A 24,992-nucleotide genomic window follows, 5' to 3' on the forward strand; every position below is an offset into this window, starting at 1 on the left:
ATGGGTGTGCCCCTGTCCGTTCTTGACCTCGCGCCGCTGGTGGCCGGCGGGGATGTCGGCGACGCGCTGCGACGCACCCTCGACCTCGCCCAGCGGGCCGAGCAGTTCGGCTATCACCGGTACTGGGTGGCCGAGCACCACTTCACGCCCGGGGTGGCGTCGGCGCAGCCGGCCCTGCTGCTCGGGCAGATCGCCGCGGTCACCGACCGGATCCGGCTCGGGTCCGGCGCGGTGCAGACCGGCCACCAGACCGCGCTCTCCATCGTGGAGCAGTTCGGGCTGCTGGACGCGCTGTATCCGGGGCGGTTCGACCTCGGGCTCGGCCGGTCCGGCCAGGCCAAGGCCGAGGCGTTGCGGCAGCAGGCGGCGGCCCCGGCGCGGGAGCGCGAGGTGGGCGGGCTGCTGATCCCGAAGCACTTCTCCTGGGCGCCGATCTTCGCGTCCGACCGCAGCGCCCTGGTCGGCCGGCTGCTCCAGCAGCCCGGCGCCGAGTCGCTGCCGCTCGGCGAGATCCTCGACCAGATCCAGGCGCTGCTGGCCGGGCCGTACTCGGACGGCAAGGGCAACGAGGTGACCGCGGTGCCCGGGGCCGGGGCCGACCTTCAGGTGTGGCTGCTGGGCAGCAGCGGCGGGGAGAGCGCGCGCACGGCCGGGGCACGGGGCCTGCCGTTCGTGGCGAACTATCACGTGGCGCCGGCCAAGGTGCTCGACGCGGTGGAGGCGTACCGGGCGGCCGGCGGGACGCACCTGATGGTCTCGGCCGACGTGGTGGTGGCCGAGGACGACGAGACGGCGCGGCGGCTGGCGCTGCCCTACGCGCTGTGGGTCCGCAGCATCCGGACCGGCCTGGGCGCGGTGCCGTTCCCGAGCATCGAGCAGGCGCTCGCGTACGAGTGGACCGACGCCGACCGGGCGCTGGTCGCCGACCGGGTCGACACCCAGTTCGTCGGCTCGCCGGCCACGGTCGCCGAGCGGCTGCGCACCCTGCGCGAGGTGACCGGCGCCGACGAGCTGCTGATCACCACGATCACCCACCGGCACACCGACCGGGTCCGGTCGTTCGAACTGCTCGCCAAGGAATGGGCGGACTCCTGATGTTTGTGGCAGTGGCTCTGGACGGCGACTCGTTCGCCGCGCGGGACTGGGCCGACGTGGTGCGCCAGGCCGACGACGCCCGGGTCGACCTGGTCACCTTCGACGACGACTTCGGCCGGCACGGCCCGGATGCGGTGCTGACCGCGGCCCGGGTCGCGCCGCTGACCCGGCACGTCGGGCTGGTGCCGGTCGCCACGACCACGCACACCGAGCCGTTCCACCTGTCCACCGCGCTGGCCACGCTCGACCACGTGAGCAACGGCCGGGCCGGCTGGCAGGTGCGGGTCTCCACCGATCCGGCCGAGGCGGCGCTGCTCGGGCGGCGGGCGCCGCTGGAGCGGGACGAGCTGTTCGCCGAGGCCGCCGACGCGGTCGAGGTGGTCCGGCGGCTCTGGGACAGCTGGCAGGACGACGCGATCATCAAGGACGTCGCGACCGGGCGGTACATCGACCGGGATCGGCTGCACTACACCGACTTCGCCGGGCGGTACTTCTCGGTCAAGGGCCCGTCGATCGTCCCGCGCCCGCCGCAGGGCCAGCCGGTGGTGGCCGTCGCCGACGGCGAGGCGCCGGACGACGCGGCGGACGTCGTGTTCGTGGCGGACCGGCTGGCCGGGCCGCGGCCCGGGCGCAAGGTGTTCGCGGACGTTCCGGTCCGGGAGGGCGGCAATCGGGACGCGATGGTCCGGATCCTGGCCGCCGCTGCGGCCGGGGTGGACGGGGTGCGGCTGCGCGGCGACCTGCTCACCGTCATCCGGGACCTGATCCCGGAGCTGCGCTGGCGCGGTCTGTTCCACCCGTCGCACGCCGCCACCCTGCGGGAGCGGCTCGGCCTGCCGCCCGCGATCAACCGCTACGAGCTTCCCGCCCCGGCCTGACGACCGGGTCCGCTCCGGCTTGCGACCGGGTCGGCTCCGGCCTGACGACCGGGTCCGCTCCGGCTTGCGACCGCCGCTTTCCGGTACGCCCACAGCGCCGTCCCGGCAGGAAGCGGCGGTCGCCCGTGCCGCGCTGCCCGGACGCCGAGCGGCGGACGCCGAGCGGCGGTCGCCGGCTCGGCGTCCCGCCGCCCGAGGGTCGCCCACCCGGTCAGATCTCCAGGACGAGCTTGCCGCGGGTGCGGCCGGTGGCCAGCCGGCGGTGCGCCTCCCCGGCCTCGGCCAGCGGCAGCACCCCGGCGACCTCGACGTGCACCCGACCGGCATCGATCAGCCCGGCGATCTCCGCCAGCGCCGGCCCGTCCGGCTCGACCAGGAACCCGGTGGCCCGCACCCCGGCCCGCCCGGCGGCCTCGGACACCGCCGGCGACACCCCGGACGGCACGGCGATCAGCAGCCCGCCCGGCGCCAGCGCCGCCACCGACCGCACCCCGGTGTCCTCGTCCCCGACCAGGTCCAGGACCACGTCGACGTCCTTGGCCACCTCCTCGAACCGGGTGGCCCGGTAGTCGACCAGCTCGTCCGCGCCGAGTGTGCGCAGCCAGTCGTGCTTGTCCGCCCGCGCGGTCCCGATCACGTGCGCCCCGAGGTGCTTGGCGAACTGGACGGCGAAGTGCCCGACCCCGCCGGCCGCCGCGTGCACCAGCACCCGCTGACCGGGACGGATCGTGGTCGCCGCGGTCAGCGCCTGCCACGCGGTCAGCGCCGCGAGCGGCACCGCGGCGGCGGCCGTGTGCCCGATGGTGGCCGGTTTGCGGGCGAACTGCCGGGACGGCGCGGTCACGTACTCGGCGTAGGCACCGGCCTGCCGCGGGAACCACGGCATCCCGTAGACCTCGTCGCCGGCCGCGAGGGTGTGCACGCCGAAGCCGACCTTGTCCACCACGCCGGACACGTCCCAGCCGAGGATGAACGGCGGCGCCCCGAGCACCCCGGCCATCCCGGCGCCGGCCCGGGTCTTGTGGTCCACCGGGTTCACCCCGGCCGCGACCACCCGGACCCGCACCTCGGTGGGCAGCGGCTCGGGGATCGGCACCTCGGCCACCCGGAGCACCTCGGGGCCGCCGAACTCCTGCTGTGTGACTGCTCGCATGTTGTTCTGCACGCCGCGAAAGCTATCCCCGGGACGGTAGTTACCCGCAAGGGAGACTACTATCTTTTGGTAACCAAGGAGGTCGGATGACTGCCACCTGCGCCACCGGCGAGCACGACAAGCACGACGTCTATGCCGAGCTGTGCCCCTGCCGCGGCCTGCTCGACCTGATCGCCAACAAGTGGACCACCCTCGCGGTCGGCGCGCTGGAGTCCGGGCCGCTGCGCTTCGGCGCCCTCCAGCGGCACATGGAGGGCATCAGTCCCAAGGTGCTGACCCAGACCCTGCGCCGGCTGGAGGACGCCGGCCTGCTGACCCGCACGGTCTACCCGGCGGTCCCGCTGCATGTGGAATATGAGCTGACCGCCGTCGGCCGCAGCCTGATCACCCCGCTGCGCGGCCTGCGCGACTGGGCCGAGCACCACCTGCACGAGCTGACGATCTGACAGCCGAGTCGGGCGAACCGCTCAGCCGTCGCTGCGGTAGGTGAACGAGACCAGCCGGGTCTCCTCCGCCCCCAGCGCCCCGATCCCCAGCATCCGCCCGGTGAACCCGCCCGCCACCTCGGTGGACAGATAGCGCCCGTCGAGCCGGGCGAGTTCGGCGTCCCCGGCCGTGAGGACTATCTCGTCCGGGCCGGCCTGCGCACCGGGGTCGCCGGCCGGAGCGACGGCGGACAGTCGCAGCGGGCCGGCCGGGCCGGTGCCGACCACCTGTTCCAGATCCCCGATCCGGGCGATCGCGGTGGCGACGCCGTCCGCGACGTGCAGGGCGTACCAGTGCCGATCGTCCAGGCGCAGCACCAGGCGGCCCGGTCCGTCGAACGTCGCGATGGCGGTCCAGGCCTGGTCACGCACCCGGACACAGAGCAGGTCCGCCGAGCGGAGTCGCGCGCCGCCGTCCGGGTGCTGCTCGGCGATCGTTGCCGGGTCCGCGCCCGGCGCCACCCACCGCTCGTCGAAGACGCCATCGGTGACCGTGAACGAGTGGTCGGCCGGGCCGCCCGGCCGGGACACCGTGGTCAGCCGCGGCCAGCCGCCGGCCCAGTCGGCCCGCGCCAGGAACGTCTCCCGTCCGAGCACGTAGTAGTGCGGCGTTACCCCGCGCGGCCGGACCCCGAGGTGCACCGCCCACCAGCTGCCGTCGGCGGCCCGCACCAGGTCGGCGTGCCCGGTGTTCTGCACCGGGTGCCCGGTGCTGCGGTGGCTCAGGATCGGGTTGTCCGGGCAGCCGGCGAACGGGCCGGACGGCGTCGGGCCGCGGGCGATGGTGACCGCGTGCCCGCGCTCGGTCCCGCCCTCGGCCAGCATCAGGTACCAGCTCCCGTCGATCCGGTACAGGTGCGGTCCCTCCGGGTGCACCAGGCCGGACCCCTGCCAGACCGGGTAGTGCTCGCTGAGCTCGGCCCCGGTCTCCGGGTCGATGCGCACCTGGGCGATGCCGGCCGGCTCACCGGACCGGTAACTGGCGTAGGTCAGGTAGCAGGTGCCGTCGTCGTCCCAGGCCAGGTCCGGGTCGATGCCGAGCGCGCCGGGCACGTACACCGGGTCGCTCCACGGGCCGGCCGGGTCGGTGGCGTGCACGATGAGCTGCCCGGACATCATGCGGCTGACGTTCGTGGTGATCATCCAGAACCGGCCGTCGTGGTGCCGCAGGGTCGGCGCGAAGATGCCGCGTGACGGGGTCAGCCCGGCCGGGTCGAGCTGCGACGGCCGGGTCAGGACGTGGCCGATCTGCCGCCAGGACGCCAGGTCGCGGCTGTGGAAGATGGGGACGCCGGGGAAGTACTCGAAGGACGAGGTCGCCAGGTAGTAGTCGTCCCCGACCCGGCACACGGTCGGGTCGGGGTGGAAGCCGGCGATGATCGGATCGAAGGACATGCCTCCGATCTTGGGCTATGCCGACCGGGATGTCCCATAGGCGGCGAACGACCGACGGTCGCCCTGCCAGGCCAGAGCGTCGAGGAAGGCCAGGTCATCGGCGCTGAGGACGAGCTCGGCGGCGGCTGCGTTCTCGGCGATCCGGGAGGGGCTGCGCGTCCCGGGGATCGGGACCACGTCGTCGCCCTGGGCCAGCAGCCACGCCAGGGCCAGGTGACCGACGCTCACCGCGTACGCCGAAGCCTTGGACCGCAACGCCTCGACGACCGCGAGGTTGGCCGCCAGCGCCTCCCCGGCGAACCTGGGGTCTCCGGCCCGGAAGTCGCCGGGCCCGAAGGGGCCGGCCGGCAGCGCGCCGGTCAGCAACCCGCGCCCGAGCGGGCTGTACGCGACGATCCCGGCCCCGCCGGCCCGCGCCGCCGGGATGATGTCGTCCTCCGGCTGCCGCCACGCCAGGGACCACTCCAGCTGCACCGCGGCGATCGGGTGCACCGCGCGGGCCTGCGCGAACTGTTCCGGGCTGACCTCGGAGAGGCCGAGGTGGCGCACCTTGCCGTCGGCGACCAGGGCGGCCATCGCGCCGACGGTGTCCGCGATCGGCACGGCCGGGTCGACCCGGTGCAGGTAGTAGAGGTCGATCACGTCGACACCGAGCCGCCGCAGGGAGGCGTCGCAGTAGTCCCGGACCCGGTCCGGGTGCGCGTCGAGGCGCACCCCGTCCGGGCCGCGGACGATGCCGAACTTGGTGGCGACGAAGGCGTCCGCGCGGCGGCCCGCGATCGCCCTGCCGATCAGCTGCTCGTTGTGGCCGGCGCCGTAACTCATGGCGGTGTCCAGCAGATGGACCCCGTGGTCCAGCGCCGTCCGTATCGTGAGGATCGACTGCTCGTCGTCGGCGGGGCCGTACGCCTGGGAGAACCCCATGCAGCCCAGCCCGATACGTGTGGAGAACATGCGTCCAGCCTCGTCCCGGCGGATTGATATGTCCAAGACACGTTCACGATCGCATTCATCGTGCGGCACGATGAACACGTGGAGCTTCGACAACTCAGCTACGTGGAGGCGGTCGCCCGGTACGGCGGGTTCACCCGGGCGGCCGAGCGGTTGCACGTCGCCCAGTCGGCGGTCTCCGCGCAGATCCGGGCCCTGGAGGCGGAGCTGGGCGTGGCCCTGTTCGCCCGGACCACGCGGCGGGTCGCGCTCACCCCGGCGGGGGAGATGTTCGTGGCCCGGGCCCGCCGGGTGCTCGCCGAGCTGGACGGCGCCCGGCTGGAGATGGGCGAGATCACCGCGGTGGTCACCGGCCGGGTCACGGTCGGCGCCACCACCGTGCTCGGGTCGTACGACCTGCCGAAAGCGCTGGCCCGTTTCCACGAGCGGTTTCCCGGCATCGCGTTACGGCTGCGCTCCGGGCTGATCACCGGGCTGCTCGGCGCGCTCGACGGCGGCGAGGTGGACCTGGTGCTCGGCCCGGTGCACGCCGACCTGCCGGCCCGGTTCGAGGCGTTGCCGCTGGTCGACGAGCATCTGGTGCTGGCGCTGCCGGTCGGGCACCCGCTGAGCGGGACCGGCCGGCTCACCCTCGGCGAGTTCCGCGACGAGGCGTTCGTCTGCCTGCCCGAGGGCAGCGGGCTGCGCTGGATCCTGGACGACGCGGCCCGCACCGCCGGGTTCACGCCCCGGGTGCAGTTCGAGACGCACAGCCCGCAGAGCATGCGGGAGCTGGTCGCGGCGGGTCTCGGGGTGGCGCTGCTGGCCCGGTCGGTGGCGGAGAGCCCGGACGGGCCGGCGATCACCGTCCGGCAGTTGCACGCGGCGCCGGCCCACCCGCCGATCGGCATGATCCATCACCGGGACCGGCCGCTCACCCCCGCCGTCCAGGCCTGCCGGCACGTGATGACCTCTGATATGCCGTGAAGTCGACGGTCCGCCGCAGCGTGAAGCCCAGCTGCTCGTAGAGCCGGATCGCGGTCGTGTTGGCCGCCCCGGTGTGCAGGAACGGGGTCTCGCCCCGGGCCAGGATGCCGGCCGCCACCGCCCGGACCAGCCGGGTCGCCAGCCCCGCCCCCGGTACGCCGGATCCGTGCACACCGCGCTGATCTCGGTCCACCCGGCCGGGCGCAGCCGCTCCCCGGCCATCGCGACCAGCCGTCCCTCGTCGCGCAGGCCCAGGTAGGCGCCGAGCTCGATGGTCCGTTTCAGGTACGGCCCGGGCTGGGTCCGCGCGATCAGATCGAGGATCTCCGGCACGTCGGCGGCGGTCAGCACCACCGCCTCCGGATCCGGCTCGGCGTGCAGCGCGACGTCGACCAGCTGCACGCCGGGGATGCTGCGGACCACCTCCCAGCCGGGGTGCGGCAGCCCGCCGAGCCCGGCCAGCATCACCACGGTGTCCGGCCCGACCAGCTCCGCGAGATCGGCCCAGGATCGTGGGTCCTCCGGCTCGGCGAGCGCGTGGAACGGCGCCACGTCGCTGTGGTAGCGGCCCGCCCGGCCGTGCACCTGCGCGAACGCCGCGTGTGCCCCGCGCAGCGCGGACCAGGCCGGGTTGTCCAGCACCTCGTCGAACCGGGTGTGTGTGGTCATTTGCCCTCGATCGGCAGGCCCTGCGGGTTGATCTCGGAGGCGGTCACCGCCTCGCCGGCCAGGTTCCAGCGCTGGAGGATCTTCTGGTAGTCGCCGGTCGCGATCAGCTTGTCGACCGCCGCGCCGAGCGCCTTGACCAGCCCGTTGTCCTTCTTCGTGGTCAGCGCGATCTTGCCCTGGAGGTTCGCGCCGGCGCCCGAGTAGGTGCCGACGATCTCGAACTTGGGGTCGAGCGCGACCTGGTAGGCGACGCTCGGGTTCGGGCCGAGGTAGAGGTCGATCTGCCCGGAGCCCAGGGCCAGGTAGGTGGCGTCGTTGGTCTGGTAGTACTTGATGTCGACCGGCTCGAGGCCCTGCTTCTCCGCCTGCTTGCTCCACTCGACCAGGATCTTCTCCTGGTTGGTGCCGGAGCTGACCGCGACCTTCTTGCCGGCCAGGTCGGCCGGCCCGGTCACCTTCGTGCCGCTGCCCTGCCGGGCGACGAAGGCCAGGTTGTCCAGGCGGTAGGTGGCGAAGTCGTACTTCTGCTTGCGCTCCTCGGTGACCGTGATGTTGGAGACGCCGACGTTGTACTTCCCGCTGTCCAAGCCGATGAACAGGTTCTCCCACGAGGTGTTCTCGACCGCCGGCTCCAGCCCGAGCAGGCCGGCCACCGCGTACGCGAGGTCCGGCTCGTTGCCGATCAGCGTCTTGTTGTCGGTCGCGGTGAAGGCGAGCGGGGGAAAGCCGGAGCCGGCCGCGCCGACCCCGATGGTGAGCTTGCCGGTGGCCCGGATGCCGGCCGGGACCAGCGCGGCCAGCGCGTCGTCCTTGGCCGGGACGATCCGCTGCTGGTCCGGCGTGGTGTTGATCCGCGCGGCCGCGGGCGCGGCGGCGGACGCCGCCTTCTCCTCCGGCGCGGCGCAGGCGGTCAGGCTCAGGGCCGCGGCCACGACAAGGGCAACAGCGATTTTCGTACGCACGGAATCTCCTTGTTTCTACGCAAGGACCTTGGACAGGAACGCCCTGGTCCGCTCGTGGGTGGGCCGGTCGAGCACCTGCGCGGGCGGGCCCTGCTCGACGATCCGGCCCTCGTCCATGAAGATCACGGTGTCGGCCGCCTCCCGGGCGAAGCCGATCTCGTGCGTCACCACGATCATCGTGGTGCCCGCCGCGGCCAGGTCCCGCAGCACGTCGAGCACCTCGCCGACCAGCTCCGGGTCGAGCGCCGAGGTGGGCTCGTCGAAGAGGATGAGCCGGGGCTCCAGGGCGAGTGCGCGGGCGATCGCCACCCGCTGCTGCTGGCCGCCGGAGAGCTGCCGCGGGTAGGCGTCCACCTTGTCGGCCAGCCCGACGCGGGCGAGCAGGGCGCGGGACCGGGCGTACGTCTCGGTCTTGTCCTTGCGCAGCGCCGAGATCGGCGCCTCGGCGACGTTCTCCAGCGCCGTGAGGTGCGGGAACAGGTTGAAGTTCTGGAAGACGAAACCGATCCTGGCGCGCTGCCGCAGGATCTGCCGCTCGCCGAGCTCGTGCAGCTTGTCGCCGGCCTGGCGGTATCCGATCAGCTCGCCGTCGACGCGGACCCGGCCGCGGTCGACCTTCTCCAGGTGGTTGATGCTGCGCAGCAGGGTCGACTTGCCGGAGCCGGACGGGCCGAGGATCACGGTGACCGTGCCCGGCCGCACGGTCAGGTCGATGCCGCGCAGCACCTCCAGGGTGCCGAAGGACTTGTGCACGCCGGTCAGCTCGATCATCAGCGCACCGCCCCGCGGGCGAAGTGGCGCTCCACGTAGTACTGGAGCACCGACAGCAGCGCGGTGAGGACCATGTACCAGACGGTCGCGACCATCAGCAGCGGCACCACCCGGCCGTTGCGGCCGTAGATCACGTGCACCTGGTAGAACAGCTCGCCGATCGCCAGGACGTACACGATGGACGTGCTCTTGAGCAGGTTGACCAGCAGGTTCGCCGCGTTCGGCAGGATCGCCCGCATGGCCTGCGGCAGCACGATCCGGACGAACTGCCGACGCCGGGGCAGGCCCAGCGCGGCGGCCGCCTCGTGCTGGCCCTGGTCGACGCTGAGCAGCCCGGACCGGATGATCTCGGCGGCGAACGCGGCCTCGTGCAGCGCCAGCCCGAGCAGCGCCGCCCCGAACGAGCTGATCAGGCCGGTGGTGCTGAACGACCAGCCCGGCCCGAACGGAATGCCGATCTGCAACGTCTGGTAGAGGTAGCCGAGGTTGGCCCAGAACAGCAGCTGCACGATCAGCGGGACCGAGCGGAACACCCAGATGTAGGTCCAGCTCACCGCCGACAGCACCGGGTTGCCGGACAGGCGCATCGCGGCGAGCGGGATGCCGCCGAGGAAGCCGAGCGCCGCGCCGGCCACGGTCAGCAGCAGGGTGACGCCCAGCGCCTGCATGACCGACTTCTCGAACAGGTAGCCGGCGAAGGTCGGCCAGTCCCAGCCGGGGTTGGTGGCCAGGCCGTGCCCGAACTGGGCGAGCAGCACCAGGACCAGGGCGGTGCCGGCCCAGCGCCACGGGTGGCGGGCGGGCACGACCTGCTCGCCGGCCCGCCCGGCGGTGCGTGGTGGGGAGAGGACGCTCACAGCGCTGACGGTAGGGAGCCGCCCGCGATGCCCACAAGTCCTATCTGTCTAATATGTTTTACGACATTGTTCCAGGGAGCGGGACGGGAGCGCTCTCCGTATTGCGATTAAGCCCATCGGCACGATAGGAATAGCAGGCATTGCCACGTACCTCTGCCTGGAGTTCTCCGTGACCACCTTGCTTGCCCCGGCCTCCGCGCCGGAGAGCGCCACCAAGCCGGCGCCGGCGCTCGCGCCCGGCGGCGGCCTGCGCCGCCGCATCGCCCTGAGGCTGCTGGCGCTGCTCGCGCTCGGCCTGCTCTGGGAGGTCGCGGCGCGGGCGCTGGACAACCCGGCCTTCATCCCGTCGCCCGGCGCCGTCTGGCGGCAGCTGATCCTCACCTCGACCACCCACGACGGCGTCCGCGGCTACAGCGGCCACCTGCTCATCGAGCACCTCGGCGTGAGCCTGCGCCGGATCGTGATCGGCTCGGCCATCGGCGTGATCGGCGGCCTGATCATCGGCGTGCTGCTCGGCACCGTCTCCTGGTTGCGGGTGATCGCCGAGCCGGTGGTCACCTTCGTCCGGGCGCTGCCCCCGCTGGCCTACTTCAGCCTGTTCATCATCTGGTTCGGCATCGACGAGACGCCGAAGCTGTGGCTGCTCTCGATCGCCGCGCTGCCGCCGGTCGCGGTGGCCACCGCCGCCGCCGTGCACGGCGCGCCGTCCGGACTGGTCGAGGCGGCCCGGGCGCTCGGCGCCGGGCGGTGGCAGACGATCCGCGACGTGGTGCTGCCCAGCGCGCTGCCGGAGATCTTCACCGGGGTCCGGCTGGCGGTCGGCGTGGCGTACTCGTCGGTGGTCGCCGCCGAGACGATCAACGGGGTGCCCGGGATCGGCGGCATGATCCGCGACGCGCAGCGCTACTCGCAGACCGACGTGGTCGTGCTCGGACTTTTCGCCATCGGCCTCTCCGGCCTGCTCATCGACGCCCTGTTGCGGATCAGCGAAGAACGCCTGATCCCGTGGCGGGGCATTAGTTAAGGAAATCCGCAATGAAGAAGAAGCTGCTCGCGGCTGTCTCCACCCTTTCCGTCCTGCTCCTGGCCGCCTGCGGCAACGGCGCCGCCTCCGGCGGGGGTGACGCGTCGAAGAAGTCGATCCGGATCGCCTACCAGGCGTTCCCCAGCGGCGACCTGATCGTCAAGAACCAGGGGCTGCTGGAGAAGGCGCTGCCGGACTACAAGATCACGTGGACCAAGTTCGACTCGGGCGCGTCGATCAACACCGCGTTCGTCGCGAAGAGCCTGGACATCGCGGCCATCGGCTCCAGCCCGGTCGCCCGTGGACTCTCGGCGCCGCTGAACATCCCCTACCAGGTGGCGTTCGTCCTGGACGTCGCCGGGGACAACGAGGCGCTGGTCGCCCGCAACGGCAGCGGGGTCACCGACATCGCCGGGCTCAAGGGCAAGAAGGTGGGCACCCCGTTCGCCTCGACCGCGCACTACAGCCTGCTCGCCGCGCTGAACAAGGCGGGCGTCAAGGAGTCCGACGTGAACATCGTCGACCTGGAGCCGCAGGACATCCAGGCGGCGTGGACCCGGGGCGACCTGGACGCGGCGTACACCTGGCTGCCCTCGCTCGACGAGCTGAAGAAGACCGGCAAGGTGCTGATCAGCAGCCGGGAGCTGGCCACCGCCGGCAAGCCGACCCTGGACCTCGGCGTGGTGGACACCGCGTTCGCCCAGGCCCACCCGGAGGCCGTGGACGCCTGGCGCAAGGCCGAGGCGCAGGCCCTGGACCTCATCGCGAACGACCCGGCGGCCGCGTCCAAGGCGGTCGGCGCCGAGCTCAACCTCTCCGCCGACGACGCGCTCAACCAGCTCAAGCAGGGCGTCTTCCTGAAGCCCGCGGACATCGCCTCGCCGGAGTGGCTGGGCACCGAGGGCAGCGTCGGCAAGCTCGCCGACAACCTGGTCAGCGCCGCCGAGTTCCTCAAGTCGCAGCAGAAGATCGACGCGGTGCCGGCGCTGGCCGACGTGCAGAAGGCGATCTACGTGAAGGGTCTGCCCAGTGTCCTCAGCTGACGCTGTCGTGCTCGACGCGGTGACGCGCTCCTACGGGGACGTCACCGCCGTCGGGCCGGTCGACCTGACGCTGCCCGCCGGGGAGTTCCTGGTCCTGGTCGGCGCGTCCGGCTGCGGCAAGAGCACGCTGCTGCGCCTGATCGCCGGCTTCGAGCAGCCGACCACCGGCACGGTCCGGACGGCCGGCGAGGCGCCGGTGCCGGGCCGCGGGGCCGGCCTGGTCTTCCAGCAGCCGCGGCTGTTCCCGTGGAAGACGGTCGGCGGCAACATCGCGCTGGCGCTGCGCTACGCCGGGCAGCCGGCCACCCCGGCCCGGGTGGACGAGCTGCTGGCCCGGGTCGGCCTGCACGACGTCGCGCACCGGCGTACCTGGCAGATCTCCGGCGGCCAGCAGCAGCGGGTGGCGATCGCCCGGGCGCTCGCGGTGGAGAACCCCCTGCTGCTGCTCGACGAGCCGTTCGCGGCCCTGGACGCGCTCACCCGGGAACGCCTGCAGGCCGACCTGCGGCAGGTCAGCGCCTCCTCCGGCCGGACCAGCATCTTCGTCACGCACAGCGTGGACGAAGCGATCTTCCTGGGCAGCCGCGTCGTGGTCCTGACGCCCCGCCCGGGTCAGATCGCCCTGGACCTGCCGATCGGCCTGCCCCGCACCGGCGTCACCGCCGACGAGCTGCGCGGCTCCCCGGAGTTCGCCGCGCTGCGCGCCGAGGTGGGCCACGCCATCCGGGACCGCGCCACCGTCTGACGGCAGGAGCCCGGGCCTGGTTCCGGCAGATCCCGGCGACGGACTGTTCGCCGGGGCCTGCCGGCCAGGCCTGGCCCGATGCCGGACGACACCTGTTGACTTGCCGCATGCCCTCGACTATCCCTGCGGGTCCGCCGCCAACCTTGACGCCGAACCTGTCGAGAAATGGCTTCCGAGAGTGGATCTGTCCCACGAAGAGTGATCGATCTTCGTAGCGGGGACCCTCGGGCTCTTCTCGCTCTAGCAGGCAGTCGGTCGCGCTGGGGTATGAGAGTTCGCCCTGGACCTATGAACGGTATGGTCCAATCGTGAGCTTCTCGTCGATCAAGGCGGGCACGGTCTTCCGCTGGGCACATGATGAACGACCCGCGCGGGTCCTCGTCCACGCCGACGAGATCGTCATGTACGACAGCTGGTGGCCTCATCTCAATGCCTGGGGACACGCCAACCTGAGGGAAGCTCGTCGTGGGGCGACAAGCTACTACGCGACCTCCGCGTCAACGGTGTTGGCGAAGGCCAACTACCTCCGAGACGAACCGTTGACCGACGAGGAAGAGGCGTTGCATCGTCCCGACTTGCCATTCGCGGTGGTGCGTCGACCGGAGATCTCCTGGCCGGCGAGCGCGGCTGACCTGAGTGGATTCATAGCGGCGTTCGAGACTGAAGATTTCGCCCTCGCCGCGCCTGACGTCTGTCTCGAGCCATTCGGTCCCGGCGGTGGTACCAAGCGGGCGATCCGGGTCAGTGCCGATGACAAGACCCGTCTGCCCGCTGCTGAACTGCTGCGTAAGGCGGCTGAACTCCAGATGCCGAATCTCCGCGACCGCTCTGTTGTGGAAGGTGTCGGTATCTACCGGTCGGGCCTGTATGGTGGTCGCCCGTCCTTCTACCTCTGGGGAGCTGCAAGCAAGCTCGGCTCCGTTCCGTCGCGGTAACGGGTCGATGTATATCAAGATCGACGGCTGCCGGCTGACCTTCCCGGCCTCGGCGGCCGGGTAGTGCGTCCAGTGCCGCCGGTGAGTAGGGGGCTCGGTGCGGGATCGCCCTGGCGTGAGGTGCGCGGGCGGGACGGGTGCTCAGGGCGTACCGGAAACGGGCGGCCGGAAAGGGGAGCGGGCCGGGTGTGGGCGGCGGACCTCAGTCGATGACCGGCGCGGCCTCCAGGGCCGCGTCGATCAGGGCCGCCGGGCCCGGCTTGGCGAAGAAGTAACCCTGCGCGTAGCGGTAGCCGAGGGCCTCCAGGCGGGCGGCCTGTGCCTCGGTCTCCACGCCCTCGGCGACCGCGCGCAGGCCCAGCGTCGTGGCGATGGTGCTCAGCGAGGTGGCGATCGCCTCCTGCTCGGCGGTGCCGTTGAGCTCGTCGATGAACGACTTGTCCACCTTCAGGGTGGTGACCGGGCAGGTGCGCAGCAGGGTCAGCGACGACTGGCCGGTGCCGAAGTCGTCCAGGGCCACCCCGACACCCAGGGCCCGCAGGTCGTGCACGGTGCTCAGGGCGGCGCCGCCGCCGAAGACCGCGGTCTCGGTGATCTCCAGGGTGATCTTGTCGGGGTCCAGCCGGTACCGGGCGATCGCCGAGGCGACCTGGTCGGGCAGGTCCGGGTCGAGCAGTTGCCGGGCCGAGACGTTGATGTTGACCCGGGGCGCGTCCTTGCCGTGCCGCAGCTGCCACCGGGAGGCGTCGGCGCAGGCCGTCTCGATCACCCAGAGGCCGAGGTCGAGGATCAGCCCGGTCTGCTCGGCGACCGGGATGAACTCGGCCGGCGACACCGGCGCGCCGTCCGCCGGGTGCCAGCGCACGAGCGCCTCGACGCCGGTGATCCGGCCGCCGGGCAGCTCCACGATCGGCTGGTAGGCCAGCCGGAACTCGCCCATGTCCAGGCCCCGGCGCAGGGCCGCGGCCAGGTCGGCGTCGTGCTGCGCGGTGCTGTCCATCGCGGCGGTGTGCTCGGTGTACCGGTTGGCGCCGGCCCGCTTGGCCGCCTTGAGCGCCAGCTCGGCGCGGCGCAGCAGGTCGGGGACCACCGCGTCGCGGCCGGCCGCGACCCCGACGGTGGCGGTGACCAGCAGGTCGTGGCCGTCCACCTGGAGCGGGAGGCGGAACGCGCGGACCAGCCGCTCGCCGAGCTGCTCCTGGTCGCCGTCGATCAGCACGCCGAACTCGTCGCCGAGCAGCCGGGCGACGATCGCGTCCGGGCCGAACGTCTCGGTGATCCGGGCCGCGGCGGCGCGCAGCAGGGCGTCGCCCCGCTCGTCGCCGAGCCGGTCGTTGAGGGTGCCGAAGCCGTCCAGGTCGCCGACCGCCACCACGGCCGGGGCGGTGCGCGCCTGGAGGGTGGCGGCGAACATCCGCCGGTTCGGCAGGCCGGTCAGGTCGTCGTGGTTGGCCTGCTCCTCGAGCCGCTCCATCAGGTCGGTGTTGTCGGACAGGACGGCGATCTGCCGGATCACCACCAGGGTGATCAGCACGATCGAGCCGCCGGCCAGGCCGGGCGGCAGGAAGCCGAGGTGCAGGGTGACCGAGATCAGCATGCCGACGGTGAGCGCGACGGCGGCGTACGGGACCACGCTGATCCTGCTCCACCGGCGTACCCAGCGGGCGCTGACCGTGCGCGGCGGCAGCCCGCCGTAGCGGATCTGCGAGCGGGCGGCGAGCGCGAACAGCAGCCCGAGCGGCACCATCACGATCGCCGTGACGCTCAGGTGCGGGTGATCCTTGGTGGCCGGGTAGATCAGCCAGGAGATCGGGGCGAGCAGGCCGAGCGGAGCCAGGTACCAGAGGACCGGGCCGTGCACCGGTCCGGCGCCGGTGATCCCGACCCGGATCACCGCGACCACCGCGGTGACCGCGGTGATCAGCACGATCAGGGTGAGGCCGGCGGCCAGCCCGGGCATCTGCGGCCCGTCCGGTGCCGGCGGCGGGCCGCCCGGCGCGCCGGGGACGCCCGGCACCGGGAAGCTCCACAGGAAGTGCGTGGTGACCAGCGCGGCTGCCACCCCGACCACGGCGATGTCCAGGTAGATCGCCAGGCTGGCCCGCCAGGAGCGGGGCGGGTGCGGCAGGCGCACCATCGCGTAGGCGATCCCGGCCACCGAGCTCAGGTAGCAGACGGCGCTGAACGGGTTCATCGGGGTGGGGTGCCCGGCCAGCGTGGTGGCCAGGGCGTGGCCGGCGGTGCCGGCGGTGAGCAGGCCGACGGAGGCGGCGAGCCGCTGCCAGAACCGGCGGGCCACGCTCTCGCCGGCGGCCGCGGCGGCGACCAGGCTGGCGTACGCCGCGGTGCCGGCCGCACCGACCCCGGCCGGCCAGAGCAGCCAGGCGGGCGGCGCCGGCACGAGGACACCGGCGACGCCGAGCACCACGCTCAGCACCGCCCAGACGACCGCCAGGATCAGGATGCGCCCGGCTGTCCGGGCCGGTCCGTCCACTGGTCGCATGCCGCTCCACCGCCTTCAGGTCACCGTGCCTGATCGGTGGGCGCACTCGGGAACTGAGGAAAAAAGGTGCGGGCGTGACACGTCCCCCCACGTGTCACGCCCGCAGCACCCGCCCACCCGCACCGTCCGCGGGTGGGTGGGACGGTTCTAGCTCGGGATGGACCACCAGACGGTGGTGTCCGGCGGCAGCACGACCTCGTCCGGGCCGCCCTCCACCGGGCCGCTGGCCAGCAGCAGCTCGCCGGGCCGGCCGACGGCCACCGGCTGGTCGCTCATGTTGACCGTGCAGCGGAACACCGGGGCGCCCTCGACCGCGCGGTCGAACGCCAGGACCCCGGCCGGGGCGGTCACCCAGGTCAGGTTGTCGGTGCCCTGCAGCGCCGGGTCGGTCTTGCGCACGGCGAGCGCCCGGCGGTACAGCTCCAGCGTCGAGCCGGGCACGTCGGCCTGCGCGGCCACGCTCAGCCGCGCCCAGGACGCCGGCTGCGGGAGCCAGCTGGCGCCGCCGTCCGGGCCGAAGCCGTAGGGCGCCACGTCGCCGCTCCACGGGATCGGCACCCGGCAGCCGTCGCGGTAGCCGTCCTGGCCGGTCGCCCGGTGGAACGCCGGGTCCTGGCGCACCTCCGGCGGCAGGTCCAGCACCTCCGGCAGGCCCAGCTCCTCACCCTGGTAGAGGTACGCCGATCCGGGCAGCGCCAGCATCAGCGCGCTGGCCGCCCGGGCCCGGCGCAGCCCGGCCGCCTCGTCGACCGCGACCGCCTTGCGGCCGGCCACCTCGCCGTCGGCGGTCTGCATCAGCCGGGTGGTGTGCCGGACCACGTCGTGGTTGGAGAGCGTCCAGGTGGTCGGCGCGCCGACCGCGGTCATCGCGGCCAGCGAGTCGTCGATCATCTGGCGCTGCTCGTGCACGTTCCACGCGGTGCCCAGGTAGCTGAAGTTGAACGCCTGGTGCAGCTCGTCGTCGCGGACGTAGTGCGAGACGCGGGCCAGGTTCGGCGCCCAGGCCTCGGCGACCGCGATCCGCTCGCCCGGGTACTCGTCCAGGATCTGCCGCCAGGAGCGGTAGATCTCGTGCACGCCGTCGCGGTCGAAGCACGGGCTCTCGCCGACGCCCAGCAGGTGCCACTCGGCGTCCGCGCCGACGTCCGGCAGGCCGTCCTCCTTGACCAGGCCGTGCGCCACGTCGATCCGGAAGCCGTCGACGCCCAGGTCGAGCCAGAACCGCAGGATGGTCTTGAACTCGTCGCGGACCGCCGGGTGCTCCCAGTTGAAGTCCGGCTGCTCGGGGGCGAACAGGTGCAGGTACCACTCGCCGTCCTCGACCCGGGTCCAGGCCGGGCCGCCGAAGATGGACGGCCAGTCGTTCGGCGGCAGCTCACCGTTCTCGCCCTTGCCGGGGCGGAAGTGGTAGCGCTCGCGGAACAGCGAGCCGGGGCCCTCGGCGATCGCCTTCTGGAACCACTCGTGCTGGTCGGACGAGTGGTTGGGCACCAGGTCGACGATCACGCGCAGGCCGAGCGCGTGGGCGCCGGCGATCAGCTCGGAGGCGTCGGCGACGGTGCCGAAGATCGGGTCGACGGTGCGGTAGTCCGAGACGTCGTAACCCGCGTCCGCCTGCGGCGACGCGTAGAACGGGGAGAGCCAGACCGCGTCGACACCGAGATCCTTGAGGTACGGCAGACGGCTGCTGATGCCGGGCAGATCACCGATGCCGTCGCCGTTCGAGTCGGCGAAGCTGCGCGGGTAGATCTGGTAGATGACCGCGTTGCGCCACCAGGAAGCCGGTGGCGCCTCGACGGTGGGCGGTGCGACCAATTGATCTGTCATGGCGAGGAACGCTAGCAGGCAACTAACACGTGTTACATAGCCCGACGGCTGCTTTCTTTCAGCAAGTTCTTTCAGGGCGCCGTTATGCCGGATTTGTTGCTGAATCCCGGACGATCAGATGGGTGCCGAGCATCTGGTGCGGGTGCTGATCCTCGCCGCGGATGGCCGAGATCAGGAAGTCGGCGGCCATCCGGCCCTTGGTCACGATCGGCTGCCGGACCGTGGTGAGCCGCGGGCGGAACCAGGCCGACTCGGCGAGGTCGTCGAAGCCGGTGACCGAGACCTGCCCCGGCACCTCGATCGCCATCTCCTGGAGGGCGTCCACCGCGCCGTAGGCGAGGATGTCGGAGAGCGCCAGGATCGCCGTCGGCCGGTCTCCCGGCTCGGACATCAGCGCCTTCGTCGCCCGGTATCCGTCGGCGCGGGTGACCGGGGCCTCGGCGAGCCGCACGTCGCCGAGCGTGAGCCCCACCTCGGCGAGCGCGTCGGTGATCCCGGCCAGCCGCCGGGCGAGGGGACCCCGCTGCCCGGGATCAGCCGCCGGCCGTGGCCCGATGGACAGCACCGCGAGCCGTCGATGACCGAGTTCGAGCAGGTAGCGAGCCACCTCCCGGGCGCCGCCCCGGTCGTCCACCTCGACGTGCGGCGCGCCCTCGTGCCGGTCCGAGTCGATCAGCACGAACGGGATGCCGCGCCGGTCCAGCTCGGCCACCTCGCCCCGGTCGATCTCCAGCCCGCAGACGATGAAGCCGTCCACCGCCGCGTACGGAATCGCCTTGAGCACCGAGTCCTGCAACGGCGGGGTCAGCAGCAGCGTGTATCCCTCCCGGTCGCAGACCTGCCCGGCGCCCATCAGGAACCGGGCGTAGTACGGGTTCTCCAGGATCTGCGCCAGGCCCTGGGGCAGCAGCACCCCGATCGAGTTGGTGGTCCCGGCCTGGAGCATCCGGCCCAGGGTGTTCGGCGTGTACCCGAGCTCGTCGGCGACGGCGAGGATCCGGTCCCTGGTCGCGGTGGAGATCCGCTGCGGGTTGTTGAACGCGAACGATACCGCGGAACGGGACACACCGGCCATTTTGGCCACGTCGCTGGAGGTCGGCTTGCCGGTCTTGAAACTTCTTGCAGTGGGGCTGCCCGGCTTCCTCGACGGCATGCACGCTCCCTGGTCTGAGCGCTCACCATAACTCAGTCGGCGGCGGCCCCTCCGCGGCGCGTGGCGGGCAGCACCGTGTGCCGGCGGGCGGCGGCCCGCGGGAACCGGTCCAGCTGGCGGTCCAGGGTGACCGCCGCGTCGATCAGCGACAGGTGGGTGAAGGCCTGCGGGAAGTTGCCGAGCTGCTCGCCGGTCAGCCCGATCTCCTCGGAGTACAGGCCCAGGTGGTTGGCGTAGGTGAGCATCTTCTCGAACGTCACCCGGGCCTTGTCCAGCTCACCGGCCCCGGCCAGCGCGGTCACGTAGGCGAACGTGCACAGCGAGAAGGTGCCCTCCGAGCCGCGCAGGCCGTCCGGGGAGGCGGCCGGGTCGTACCGATAGACCAGGCTGTCGGTGACCAGCTCGCTCTCCATGGCCCGCAGCGTCGACAGCCACATCGGGTCGCCCGGCGTGATGAACCCGACCGTCGGCATCCGCAGCAGCGACGAGTCCAGCACGGTGGTGTCGTAGTGCTGCCGGAACGCCTGCCGGGCCGGGCTCCAGCCACGCTCCATGATCTCCGCGTAGATGGCGTCCCGCTGCCTGCGCCACTCGTCCAGCGGAGCGGGACGGCCGAGCTCACCCGCCATCCGCAGACCACGATCAAGAGCAACCCAGCACATCAGCCTTCCGTACGTGAAGTCCTGCCGCCCGCCCCGGGTCTCCCAGATGCCCTCCTCGGGCTGCGACCAGTTGCCGGCCACCCAGTCGAGCATGTGCCGGATCGCCTGCCAGCCCCGATGCCCGGGGGTGATCCCCTGCCGCTGACCGACGTAGATGCTGTCCATCGCCTCGCCGTAGATGTCCAGCTGCAACTGCCCGGCCGCGCCGTTGCCGATCCGTACCGGGCTGGACCCGCGGTAACCGGACCAGTGCGGCAGCGTCTCCTCGACCAGGTCGCTCGACCCGTCCACCCGATACATGATCTTCAGTGGGCCGGTCGGGTCCTTCTCCTCCTGCTCGTACACCCGGTCGCGCAGCCACCGGCCGAGCGCCGCCGCCTCGTCGGTGAAGCCCAGCGACAGCAGCGAGTACACCGAGAACGAGGCATCGCGTACCCAGGTGTATCGGTAGTCCCAGTTGCGCTCGCCGCCGAGCTGCTCGGGCAGCGCCGCGGTCGGCGCGGCGACCAGCCCGCCGGTCGGCGCGTACGTCATCAGCTTGATCGTGATCGCCGCCCGGTACACCATCTCCCGCCAGCGCCCCTGATAGGTGCAGCCGCCCAGCCACGACTCCCAGAAGTCGACCGTGTCGTCGAGCAGCCGCATCGCCTCGGCGAGCGGGAACTGGCGCAGCGGCCCGGCCGGCCCGGTCTCCAGCACCAGCCCGCGCAGCTGACCGGCGTGCAACTGGAGCTCGGCGCGGACGTCGCCGTCACCGTCGATCCAGGAGCGGCCCGGGTCCTCGAACGGCTCCCGGATCAGGCGTACGGTCAGCGCCTCCCGGTCGCTCTCGAACACCACGGCCTGATCGGTCGCCCGGGTCCGGAACGCGTCCCGTCCGTACCCGAACCGCGGGGCGATGTGCACCGCGAAGGTCATCTCCCCGCGCACGCACCGCACCAGGCGGACCAGCCGGTGCCGGTCGGTCGCCGTGGCGCTGTCCGAGACCGGCATGAAGTCGACGATCTCGCCGACCCCGGTGTCGGTCATGAACCGGGTGACCAGGACCGCGGAGTCCGGCAGGTAGAGCTGCTTGGCGGTGTAGGCCGCGGTGGCCGGGCGGGTGGCCAGGTGGCCGCCGCGCTCGGCGTCGAGCAGGGCGCCGAAGATGCTGGGCGAGTCGAAGCGCGGCGCGCAGAACCAGTCGACGGTGCCGTCGGTGGACACCAGGGCCGCGGTCTGCAGGTCACCGATCAGCCCGTGGTCGGCGATGAGCGGGTAGTCCGGCATGCTGCCAGGATGAGATCACCTGACCGATCGCGCCTCATGCGTTACGGATGAGCCCGTCCGGGTATCAGCCTCACGAGAGAGAGTTCTGGATTCCTCCGGAGGTTGTGATGGCTTTCGACGAAAAGGTCGACAACAAGGCCGAGGAGATCGGCGGCAAGGTCAAGGAGGGCGTCGGCAAGGCCACCGACGACGAGCGGCTCGAGGCCGAGGGCAAGGCCGACCAGACCAGCTCGAATCTCAAGCAGGCCGGCGAGAAGGTCAAGGACGCGTTCAAGTCCTGAGTGGAGTGCAGGCGGGCCGGGGCGGAAGTCCCGGCCCGCGCCCTGTTCAGGCGGCGCTGACCGGGACACGCACCACGGCGTCGAACAGGTAGCCCAGCGTGTTGTACCGGGCCACGTCCGGCTGGGTGTTGCCGTGCACGTCGGTGGCCCGGGCCAGCAACTCGTACGCCCCCGCGGCCGGTCGCCAGTCGAGTTCCCACTGCTGCCAGGCGCCGTCCCGGGACGGTCCGGTGAACCGAGCGTGCCGCCAGGTCGCGCCGCCGTCGGTGCTCACCTCGACCCGGCGGATCCGGCCGCCGGCCGACCACGAGCGGCCGGTCAGGCGGACCCGGTGGCCGGCGGCGACCGTGGTGCCCGGCTCCAGCTCGGACGCGCTCTTGATCACCTGACGGTCGAACGGCCGGCCCTCGGCCGGGAACTCCGGCCCGAACAGCCGGTAGAACTGGGTGTTCCACGGGGAGAAGAGCGGCTCGGCGGACACCTCGATCCGCCCGGCCCACTTGATGCTCGCGATGCCGATCCAGTGCGGGACGATCACCCGGACCGGGTGCCCGTGGTCGGCGGGCAGCGGCTCGCCGTTCATCTCGTAGGCCAGCAGCACGTCGTCGAACGCCTTGGCGATCGGGAACGGGCGGCGCACCGGGCCCAGGTCGACGCCGCCGGACACGAAGTTCGGGTCGAGGCCGATCGGCTGCACGTCGACGGCGTCGCGGCGCACGCCGGCCCGGCGCAGCACGGTGGAGAGCCGGACGCCGCGCCAGCGGGCCACGCCGACGGCGCCCAGGCCCCAGGCCGTACCGGAAACTGTCTGGCCTTGCTGCGAGCTGTAGTAGCCGCGGCCGTTGCCGGCGCACTCGACCGCGACCGTGTGGGTCTGCGCCGGCAGGCGCCGCAGGTCGGCGAGGGTGAAGTGCGCGGCGTCGCCGCGCAGACCGGAGCCGGAGACCTCCAGGCTCCAGGTCGCGGCGTCGATGATCGGCGTGCTGGTGTGGTTGCGCACGAAGAACCGGTCGACCGGCACGAGGTAGCCCTGGTCCTTGAGCGCCGACCACTTCGTCTCGGCGTTGGTGCCGAGCACCCGGAACAGCTCGGGCGGCAGCGGCTTGACGATCGGCGAGCCGGCCGCCGCGGCCGGGCTCGACGGGAGGCCGGCCGCACCGGCGCCGACCGCCGCGGCCAGCGCGAACAGGTCGCGGCGAGAGAATCCACGGGCCCGGCCGGCCAGCCAGTCACGGAGCCGGGTCTCGTCGTATGCAGCCTCATCGATCATGGCGGGGATCCTATCGAGCCGATGGGAGTGCTGGGTAGGCTCCGCGCATGGACTTCCACTGGTTTCTGCCCACCAACGGCGACAGCCGGGACATCGTCGGCGGCGGGCACGGCACGCCGTCCGGGTCGGCGGGCGGGGTACGGCCGCTGACCATCGGCTACCTCGGCCAGATCGCGCGCAGCGCGGAGCAGCTCGGGTTCGTCGGCGCGCTCACCCCGACCGGTGCCTGGTGCGAGGACGCCTGGCTGACCACGGCGATGCTGACCGAGGTCACCGAGCGGCTGAAGTTCCTGGTCGCGTTCCGGCCGGGGCTGATCTCGCCGACCCTGGCGGCGCAGATGTCGTCGACGTTCCAGCGGCTGTCCGGCGGGCGGCTGCTGCTCAACGTGGTGACCGGCGGGGAGTCCAGCGAGCAGCGCCAGTTCGGCGACTTCCTGGACAAGGACGCGCGCTACGCGCGCACCGCCGAGTTCCTGAGCATCGTGCGCCCGCTGCTGCGCGGGGAGACCGTCTCGCTCGACGGTGCGTTCATCAAGGTGGAGAACGCCCGGCTGGCCCGGGTGCCGGAGGTCGCGCCGACCGTCTACTTCGGTGGCTCGTCCGCGGCCGCCGGCCCGGTCGCCGCGGAGCACGCCGACGTCTACCTCACCTGGGGCGAGCCGCCCGCCCAGGTCGCCGAGAAGCTGGCCTGGATCCGCACCCTGAAACCGGACATGAGGTTCGGCATCCGCCTGCACGTGATCACCCGGGACACCGCCGAGGCGGCCTGGGCGGAGGCGGCCCGCCTGCTCCAGAATGTGTCCGAGGCCGACATCGCCAGCGTGCAGGCCGGGCTGCGCAGCAGCGAGTCGGAGGGCCAGCGGCGGATGCTCGACCTGCACGGCGGCAGCCGCGACGGCCTGGTCGTCTCGCCGAACCTGTGGGCCGGTGTCGGCCTGGTCCGCGGCGGCGCCGGCACCGCCCTGGTCGGCAGCCACACCGAGGTCGCCGACCGGATCGAGGAGTACGCGGCTCTCGGCATCTCCGAGTTCATCCTGTCCGGGTATCCGCACCTGGAGGAGGCGTACTGGTTCGGCGAGGGCGTGCTGCCGGAGCTGCGCCGCCGCGGCCTGTGGCGGCACCCGGCGGGGGAGAAGGGAACCGCACCGGCCGCGATCCCCTTCGCCGGTGTCCCGTCCACCCCTTCCTGATCCGGGCCACGGGCGTACCTCCGGCGGTTCGCCACCGGTGTCGTCTCGACCATCACCGATAGGATGTTGAGGGAACGACGGACCGCCTTCGCCGAGACTCTTGCGCATTCCCGACTGCCTGGAGCGTCCCGTGATCTCCAACATCGTCGCCGGCCTCATCACCGCAGTCCTGCTCGGCATCGCCGGTCTCCTCTGGGGCAACCGTAAGTACCTTGCCGTCCTCCCGGCGTTGTCCCCCGGGGCCCGGCGGGTCCGCGTCTCGATGGCGGCGCTCCTGCGGGTGAAGGACGAGGACTGCTACGTCCTGTTCAGCCACCCCTACCGGCCGGGTGTCTACGGTCCACCCGGCGGCGTCGTCAAATACGCGGAAGGCGCACGGCGGACCCTCGACTCGGTCGGCTTCGTGGAGCAACGGTCCGCGGCCCGGCAAGCGGCCATGCGCCACGATCTGCGCGGCTTCCTGCCACTGCGGAGCGTCATCTCCTTTCTCCGGTGGTACGCCTCCGGCCGGGACCGTGAGTCCGCGGTCGACTGTGTCCGGCGCGAGCTGCGGGAGGAACTGGCCGAGGTCGGCCACCCCGAACTGGTCCCGCTGGCCGGGGCGCTCACCCTCACCCTGGTTCGTGGCGTCTTCGAGAGACCGCCGAAGTACGGCCGGGCCGAGCGGGTGGTCCGCAGGTTCGACGTCTACGACGTCATTCCGGACGATCCCGATGCGGTCGAGCTGGTCAACCGCCTAGTGGCGCTCGGCCGGGACCCGGCGGAACAACAGGTCATCGCGGTGAGCAGCGCCGACATCGAGCTGGGCAGGCACGGCCCGTTCCTGGTGGCTCCGCAGTCCGCGTTCCTGCTGGGAACCCGGCGATTCAACGCGGACCTGCCACCTCTGCGGTGACGCCGTCCGGGCA

24 protein-coding genes are annotated in these 24,992 nt (G+C 72.3%); 12 read left to right on the plus strand and 12 right to left on the minus strand.

Features of this window, described 5'->3' with window-relative positions; genetic code table 11:
- Together Aiant_RS35165 and Aiant_RS35170 are read left to right on the plus strand one after the other, a co-directional pair.
- Positions 1–1,095: an LLM class flavin-dependent oxidoreductase gene (locus Aiant_RS35165; RefSeq protein ID WP_189333937.1), complete on the plus strand. Its 1,095-nt coding sequence runs from the start codon at positions 1–3 to the stop codon at positions 1,093–1,095.
- Positions 1,095–1,973, plus strand: coding sequence for an LLM class flavin-dependent oxidoreductase (locus tag Aiant_RS35170; RefSeq protein WP_229830847.1), 879 nt, complete (start codon positions 1,095–1,097; stop codon positions 1,971–1,973). Before Aiant_RS35165 ends, Aiant_RS35170 begins: the two co-directional genes overlap by 1 nt.
- A 211-nt stretch (positions 1,974–2,184) precedes the next feature.
- Here Aiant_RS35170 and Aiant_RS35175 read toward each other — a convergent pair whose 3' ends face one another.
- Positions 2,185–3,126 carry an NADP-dependent oxidoreductase gene (locus tag Aiant_RS35175; protein WP_189333939.1) on the minus strand — a complete coding sequence of 314 codons (942 nt, stop codon included), beginning with the start codon at positions 3,124–3,126 and terminating at the stop codon, positions 2,185–2,187.
- 86 nt (positions 3,127–3,212) lie between these two features.
- Between Aiant_RS35175 and Aiant_RS35180 the strand changes: the two genes are divergently transcribed.
- Positions 3,213–3,572 (plus strand): winged helix-turn-helix transcriptional regulator, encoded by a 360-nt coding sequence (locus Aiant_RS35180; protein ID WP_189333940.1) that lies wholly within the window; start codon positions 3,213–3,215, stop codon positions 3,570–3,572.
- Positions 3,573–3,593: 21 nt separating this feature from the next.
- Here the strand turns inward: Aiant_RS35180 and Aiant_RS35185 are convergent, their stop codons facing one another.
- Positions 3,594–5,006, minus strand: a complete 1,413-nt coding sequence (locus Aiant_RS35185) for a glycoside hydrolase family 43 protein (RefSeq protein ID WP_189333941.1) — start codon at positions 5,004–5,006, stop codon at positions 3,594–3,596.
- 15 nt (positions 5,007–5,021) lie between these two features.
- Complete coding sequence (locus Aiant_RS35190) at positions 5,022–5,960, minus strand: aldo/keto reductase (protein ID WP_189333942.1); 939 nt, start codon at positions 5,958–5,960, stop codon at positions 5,022–5,024.
- A 78-nt stretch (positions 5,961–6,038) separates the two neighbouring features.
- Here Aiant_RS35190 and Aiant_RS35195 point away from each other — a divergent pair, with 78 nt between their 5' ends.
- Complete coding sequence (locus Aiant_RS35195; RefSeq protein ID WP_189333943.1) at positions 6,039–6,923, plus strand: LysR family transcriptional regulator; 885 nt, start codon at positions 6,039–6,041, stop codon at positions 6,921–6,923.
- On the opposite strand, the gene Aiant_RS46930 is transcribed toward Aiant_RS35195, so the two are convergent.
- The gene (locus Aiant_RS46930; RefSeq protein ID WP_306415841.1) at positions 6,871–7,116 is read right to left on the minus strand and encodes a GNAT family N-acetyltransferase; all 246 of its coding nucleotides are present in this window, start codon (positions 7,114–7,116) and stop codon (positions 6,871–6,873) included. The genes Aiant_RS35195 and Aiant_RS46930 overlap by 53 nt on opposite strands.
- A 78-nt stretch (positions 7,117–7,194) precedes the next feature.
- Here Aiant_RS46930 and Aiant_RS46935 point away from each other — a divergent pair, with 78 nt between their 5' ends.
- Complete coding sequence (locus Aiant_RS46935) at positions 7,195–7,488, plus strand: hypothetical protein (protein ID WP_306415842.1); 294 nt, start codon at positions 7,195–7,197, stop codon at positions 7,486–7,488.
- Between the two features lie 100 nt (positions 7,489–7,588).
- Here Aiant_RS46935 and Aiant_RS35205 read toward each other — a convergent pair whose 3' ends face one another.
- Genes Aiant_RS35205 through Aiant_RS35215 form a run of 3 tightly spaced genes read right to left on the minus strand, consistent with a single transcriptional unit; the run spans position 7,589 to position 10,182 of the window.
- Positions 7,589–8,554, minus strand: a complete 966-nt coding sequence (locus Aiant_RS35205; protein ID WP_189333944.1) for an ABC transporter substrate-binding protein — start codon at positions 8,552–8,554, stop codon at positions 7,589–7,591.
- A gap of 15 nt (positions 8,555–8,569) precedes the next feature.
- Entirely contained in the window at positions 8,570–9,325 is a 756-nt protein-coding gene (locus Aiant_RS35210) for an amino acid ABC transporter ATP-binding protein (protein ID WP_189333945.1), read from the minus strand.
- Entirely contained in the window at positions 9,325–10,182 is an 858-nt protein-coding gene (locus tag Aiant_RS35215; RefSeq protein WP_189333946.1) for an amino acid ABC transporter permease, read from the minus strand. The genes Aiant_RS35210 and Aiant_RS35215 overlap by 1 nt, the downstream gene beginning before the upstream one ends.
- Positions 10,183–10,351: 169 nt before the next feature.
- Here Aiant_RS35215 and Aiant_RS35220 point away from each other — a divergent pair, with 169 nt between their 5' ends.
- The 4 genes from Aiant_RS35220 (at position 10,352) to Aiant_RS35235 (ending at position 13,929) form a co-directional block, all read left to right on the plus strand.
- Positions 10,352–11,206 (plus strand): ABC transporter permease, encoded by an 855-nt coding sequence (locus tag Aiant_RS35220; protein WP_189333947.1) that lies wholly within the window; start codon positions 10,352–10,354, stop codon positions 11,204–11,206.
- A gap of 11 nt (positions 11,207–11,217) precedes the next feature.
- Positions 11,218–12,249, plus strand: a complete 1,032-nt coding sequence (locus tag Aiant_RS35225) for a taurine ABC transporter substrate-binding protein (RefSeq protein WP_189333948.1) — start codon at positions 11,218–11,220, stop codon at positions 12,247–12,249.
- Positions 12,236–12,994 carry an ABC transporter ATP-binding protein gene (locus tag Aiant_RS35230; protein WP_189333949.1) on the plus strand — a complete coding sequence of 253 codons (759 nt, stop codon included), beginning with the start codon at positions 12,236–12,238 and terminating at the stop codon, positions 12,992–12,994. The genes Aiant_RS35225 and Aiant_RS35230 overlap by 14 nt, the downstream gene beginning before the upstream one ends.
- A 308-nt stretch (positions 12,995–13,302) precedes the next feature.
- A complete protein-coding gene (locus Aiant_RS35235; RefSeq protein WP_189333950.1) occupies positions 13,303–13,929 on the plus strand; it encodes a hypothetical protein in 627 nt (208 codons plus the stop codon).
- Between the two features lie 202 nt (positions 13,930–14,131).
- Here Aiant_RS35235 and Aiant_RS35240 read toward each other — a convergent pair whose 3' ends face one another.
- From Aiant_RS35240 to Aiant_RS35255, 4 genes are all read right to left on the minus strand, one after another.
- Complete coding sequence (locus Aiant_RS35240) at positions 14,132–16,432, minus strand: putative bifunctional diguanylate cyclase/phosphodiesterase (protein WP_189333951.1); 2,301 nt, start codon at positions 16,430–16,432, stop codon at positions 14,132–14,134.
- A 147-nt stretch (positions 16,433–16,579) separates the two neighbouring features.
- Positions 16,580–18,259, minus strand: coding sequence for a glycoside hydrolase family 13 protein (locus Aiant_RS35245; protein ID WP_189333952.1), 1,680 nt, complete (start codon positions 18,257–18,259; stop codon positions 16,580–16,582).
- An 82-nt stretch (positions 18,260–18,341) separates the two neighbouring features.
- Positions 18,342–19,334, minus strand: coding sequence for a LacI family DNA-binding transcriptional regulator (locus Aiant_RS35250; protein WP_245006634.1), 993 nt, complete (start codon positions 19,332–19,334; stop codon positions 18,342–18,344).
- 110 nt (positions 19,335–19,444) lie between these two features.
- A complete protein-coding gene (locus tag Aiant_RS35255; RefSeq protein ID WP_189333954.1) occupies positions 19,445–21,343 on the minus strand; it encodes a glycoside hydrolase family 15 protein in 1,899 nt (632 codons plus the stop codon).
- Positions 21,344–21,450: 107 nt separating this feature from the next.
- Between Aiant_RS35255 and Aiant_RS35260 the strand changes: the two genes are divergently transcribed.
- Positions 21,451–21,624, plus strand: coding sequence for a CsbD family protein (locus tag Aiant_RS35260; protein ID WP_189333955.1), 174 nt, complete (start codon positions 21,451–21,453; stop codon positions 21,622–21,624).
- 46 nt (positions 21,625–21,670) lie between these two features.
- Here Aiant_RS35260 and Aiant_RS35265 read toward each other — a convergent pair whose 3' ends face one another.
- Positions 21,671–22,894 (minus strand): sulfite oxidase, encoded by a 1,224-nt coding sequence (locus Aiant_RS35265; protein ID WP_189333956.1) that lies wholly within the window; start codon positions 22,892–22,894, stop codon positions 21,671–21,673.
- A 47-nt stretch (positions 22,895–22,941) separates the two neighbouring features.
- Here Aiant_RS35265 and Aiant_RS35270 point away from each other — a divergent pair, with 47 nt between their 5' ends.
- Positions 22,942–24,084: an LLM class flavin-dependent oxidoreductase gene (locus Aiant_RS35270; RefSeq protein ID WP_189333957.1), complete on the plus strand. Its 1,143-nt coding sequence runs from the start codon at positions 22,942–22,944 to the stop codon at positions 24,082–24,084.
- 130 nt (positions 24,085–24,214) lie between these two features.
- Entirely contained in the window at positions 24,215–24,979 is a 765-nt protein-coding gene (locus Aiant_RS35275) for an SMODS-associated NUDIX domain-containing protein (protein WP_189333958.1), read from the plus strand.
- Positions 24,980–24,992: the final 13 nt, after the last annotated feature.

It is taken from the genome of Actinoplanes ianthinogenes, from assembly GCF_018324205.1.
GTDB classification, from domain to species: Bacteria; Actinomycetota; Actinomycetes; order Mycobacteriales; family Micromonosporaceae; genus Actinoplanes; species Actinoplanes ianthinogenes.

What these genes read in the sequence shown, in the direction of transcription:
- Aiant_RS35185 (WP_189333941.1), bottom strand. Translation starts at nt 5,006, where the DNA reads ATGTCCTTCGATCCGATCATCGCCGGCTTCCACCCCGACCCGACCGTG.
- Aiant_RS35265 (WP_189333956.1), bottom strand. Translation starts at nt 22,894, where the DNA reads ATGATCGATGAGGCTGCATACGACGAGACCCGGCTCCGTGACTGGCTG.
- Aiant_RS35250 (WP_245006634.1), bottom strand. Translation starts at nt 19,334, where the DNA reads ATGGCCGGTGTGTCCCGTTCCGCGGTATCGTTCGCGTTCAACAACCCG.
- Aiant_RS35260 (WP_189333955.1), top strand. Translation starts at nt 21,451, where the DNA reads ATGGCTTTCGACGAAAAGGTCGACAACAAGGCCGAGGAGATCGGCGGC.
- Aiant_RS35225 (WP_189333948.1), top strand. Translation starts at nt 11,218, where the DNA reads ATGAAGAAGAAGCTGCTCGCGGCTGTCTCCACCCTTTCCGTCCTGCTC.
- Aiant_RS35190 (WP_189333942.1), bottom strand. Translation starts at nt 5,960, where the DNA reads ATGTTCTCCACACGTATCGGGCTGGGCTGCATGGGGTTCTCCCAGGCG.
- Aiant_RS35210 (WP_189333945.1), bottom strand. Translation starts at nt 9,325, where the DNA reads ATGATCGAGCTGACCGGCGTGCACAAGTCCTTCGGCACCCTGGAGGTG.
- Aiant_RS35180 (WP_189333940.1), top strand. Translation starts at nt 3,213, where the DNA reads ATGACTGCCACCTGCGCCACCGGCGAGCACGACAAGCACGACGTCTAT.
- Aiant_RS35245 (WP_189333952.1), bottom strand. Translation starts at nt 18,259, where the DNA reads ATGACAGATCAATTGGTCGCACCGCCCACCGTCGAGGCGCCACCGGCT.
- Aiant_RS35240 (WP_189333951.1), bottom strand. Translation starts at nt 16,432, where the DNA reads ATGCGACCAGTGGACGGACCGGCCCGGACAGCCGGGCGCATCCTGATC.
- Aiant_RS46935 (WP_306415842.1), top strand. Translation starts at nt 7,195, where the DNA reads ATGGTCCGTTTCAGGTACGGCCCGGGCTGGGTCCGCGCGATCAGATCG.
- Aiant_RS35165 (WP_189333937.1), top strand. Translation starts at nt 1, where the DNA reads ATGGGTGTGCCCCTGTCCGTTCTTGACCTCGCGCCGCTGGTGGCCGGC.
- Aiant_RS35255 (WP_189333954.1), bottom strand. Translation starts at nt 21,343, where the DNA reads ATGCCGGACTACCCGCTCATCGCCGACCACGGGCTGATCGGTGACCTG.
- Aiant_RS35175 (WP_189333939.1), bottom strand. Translation starts at nt 3,126, where the DNA reads ATGCGAGCAGTCACACAGCAGGAGTTCGGCGGCCCCGAGGTGCTCCGG.
- Aiant_RS35170 (WP_229830847.1), top strand. Translation starts at nt 1,095, where the DNA reads ATGTTTGTGGCAGTGGCTCTGGACGGCGACTCGTTCGCCGCGCGGGAC.
- Aiant_RS35270 (WP_189333957.1), top strand. Translation starts at nt 22,942, where the DNA reads ATGGACTTCCACTGGTTTCTGCCCACCAACGGCGACAGCCGGGACATC.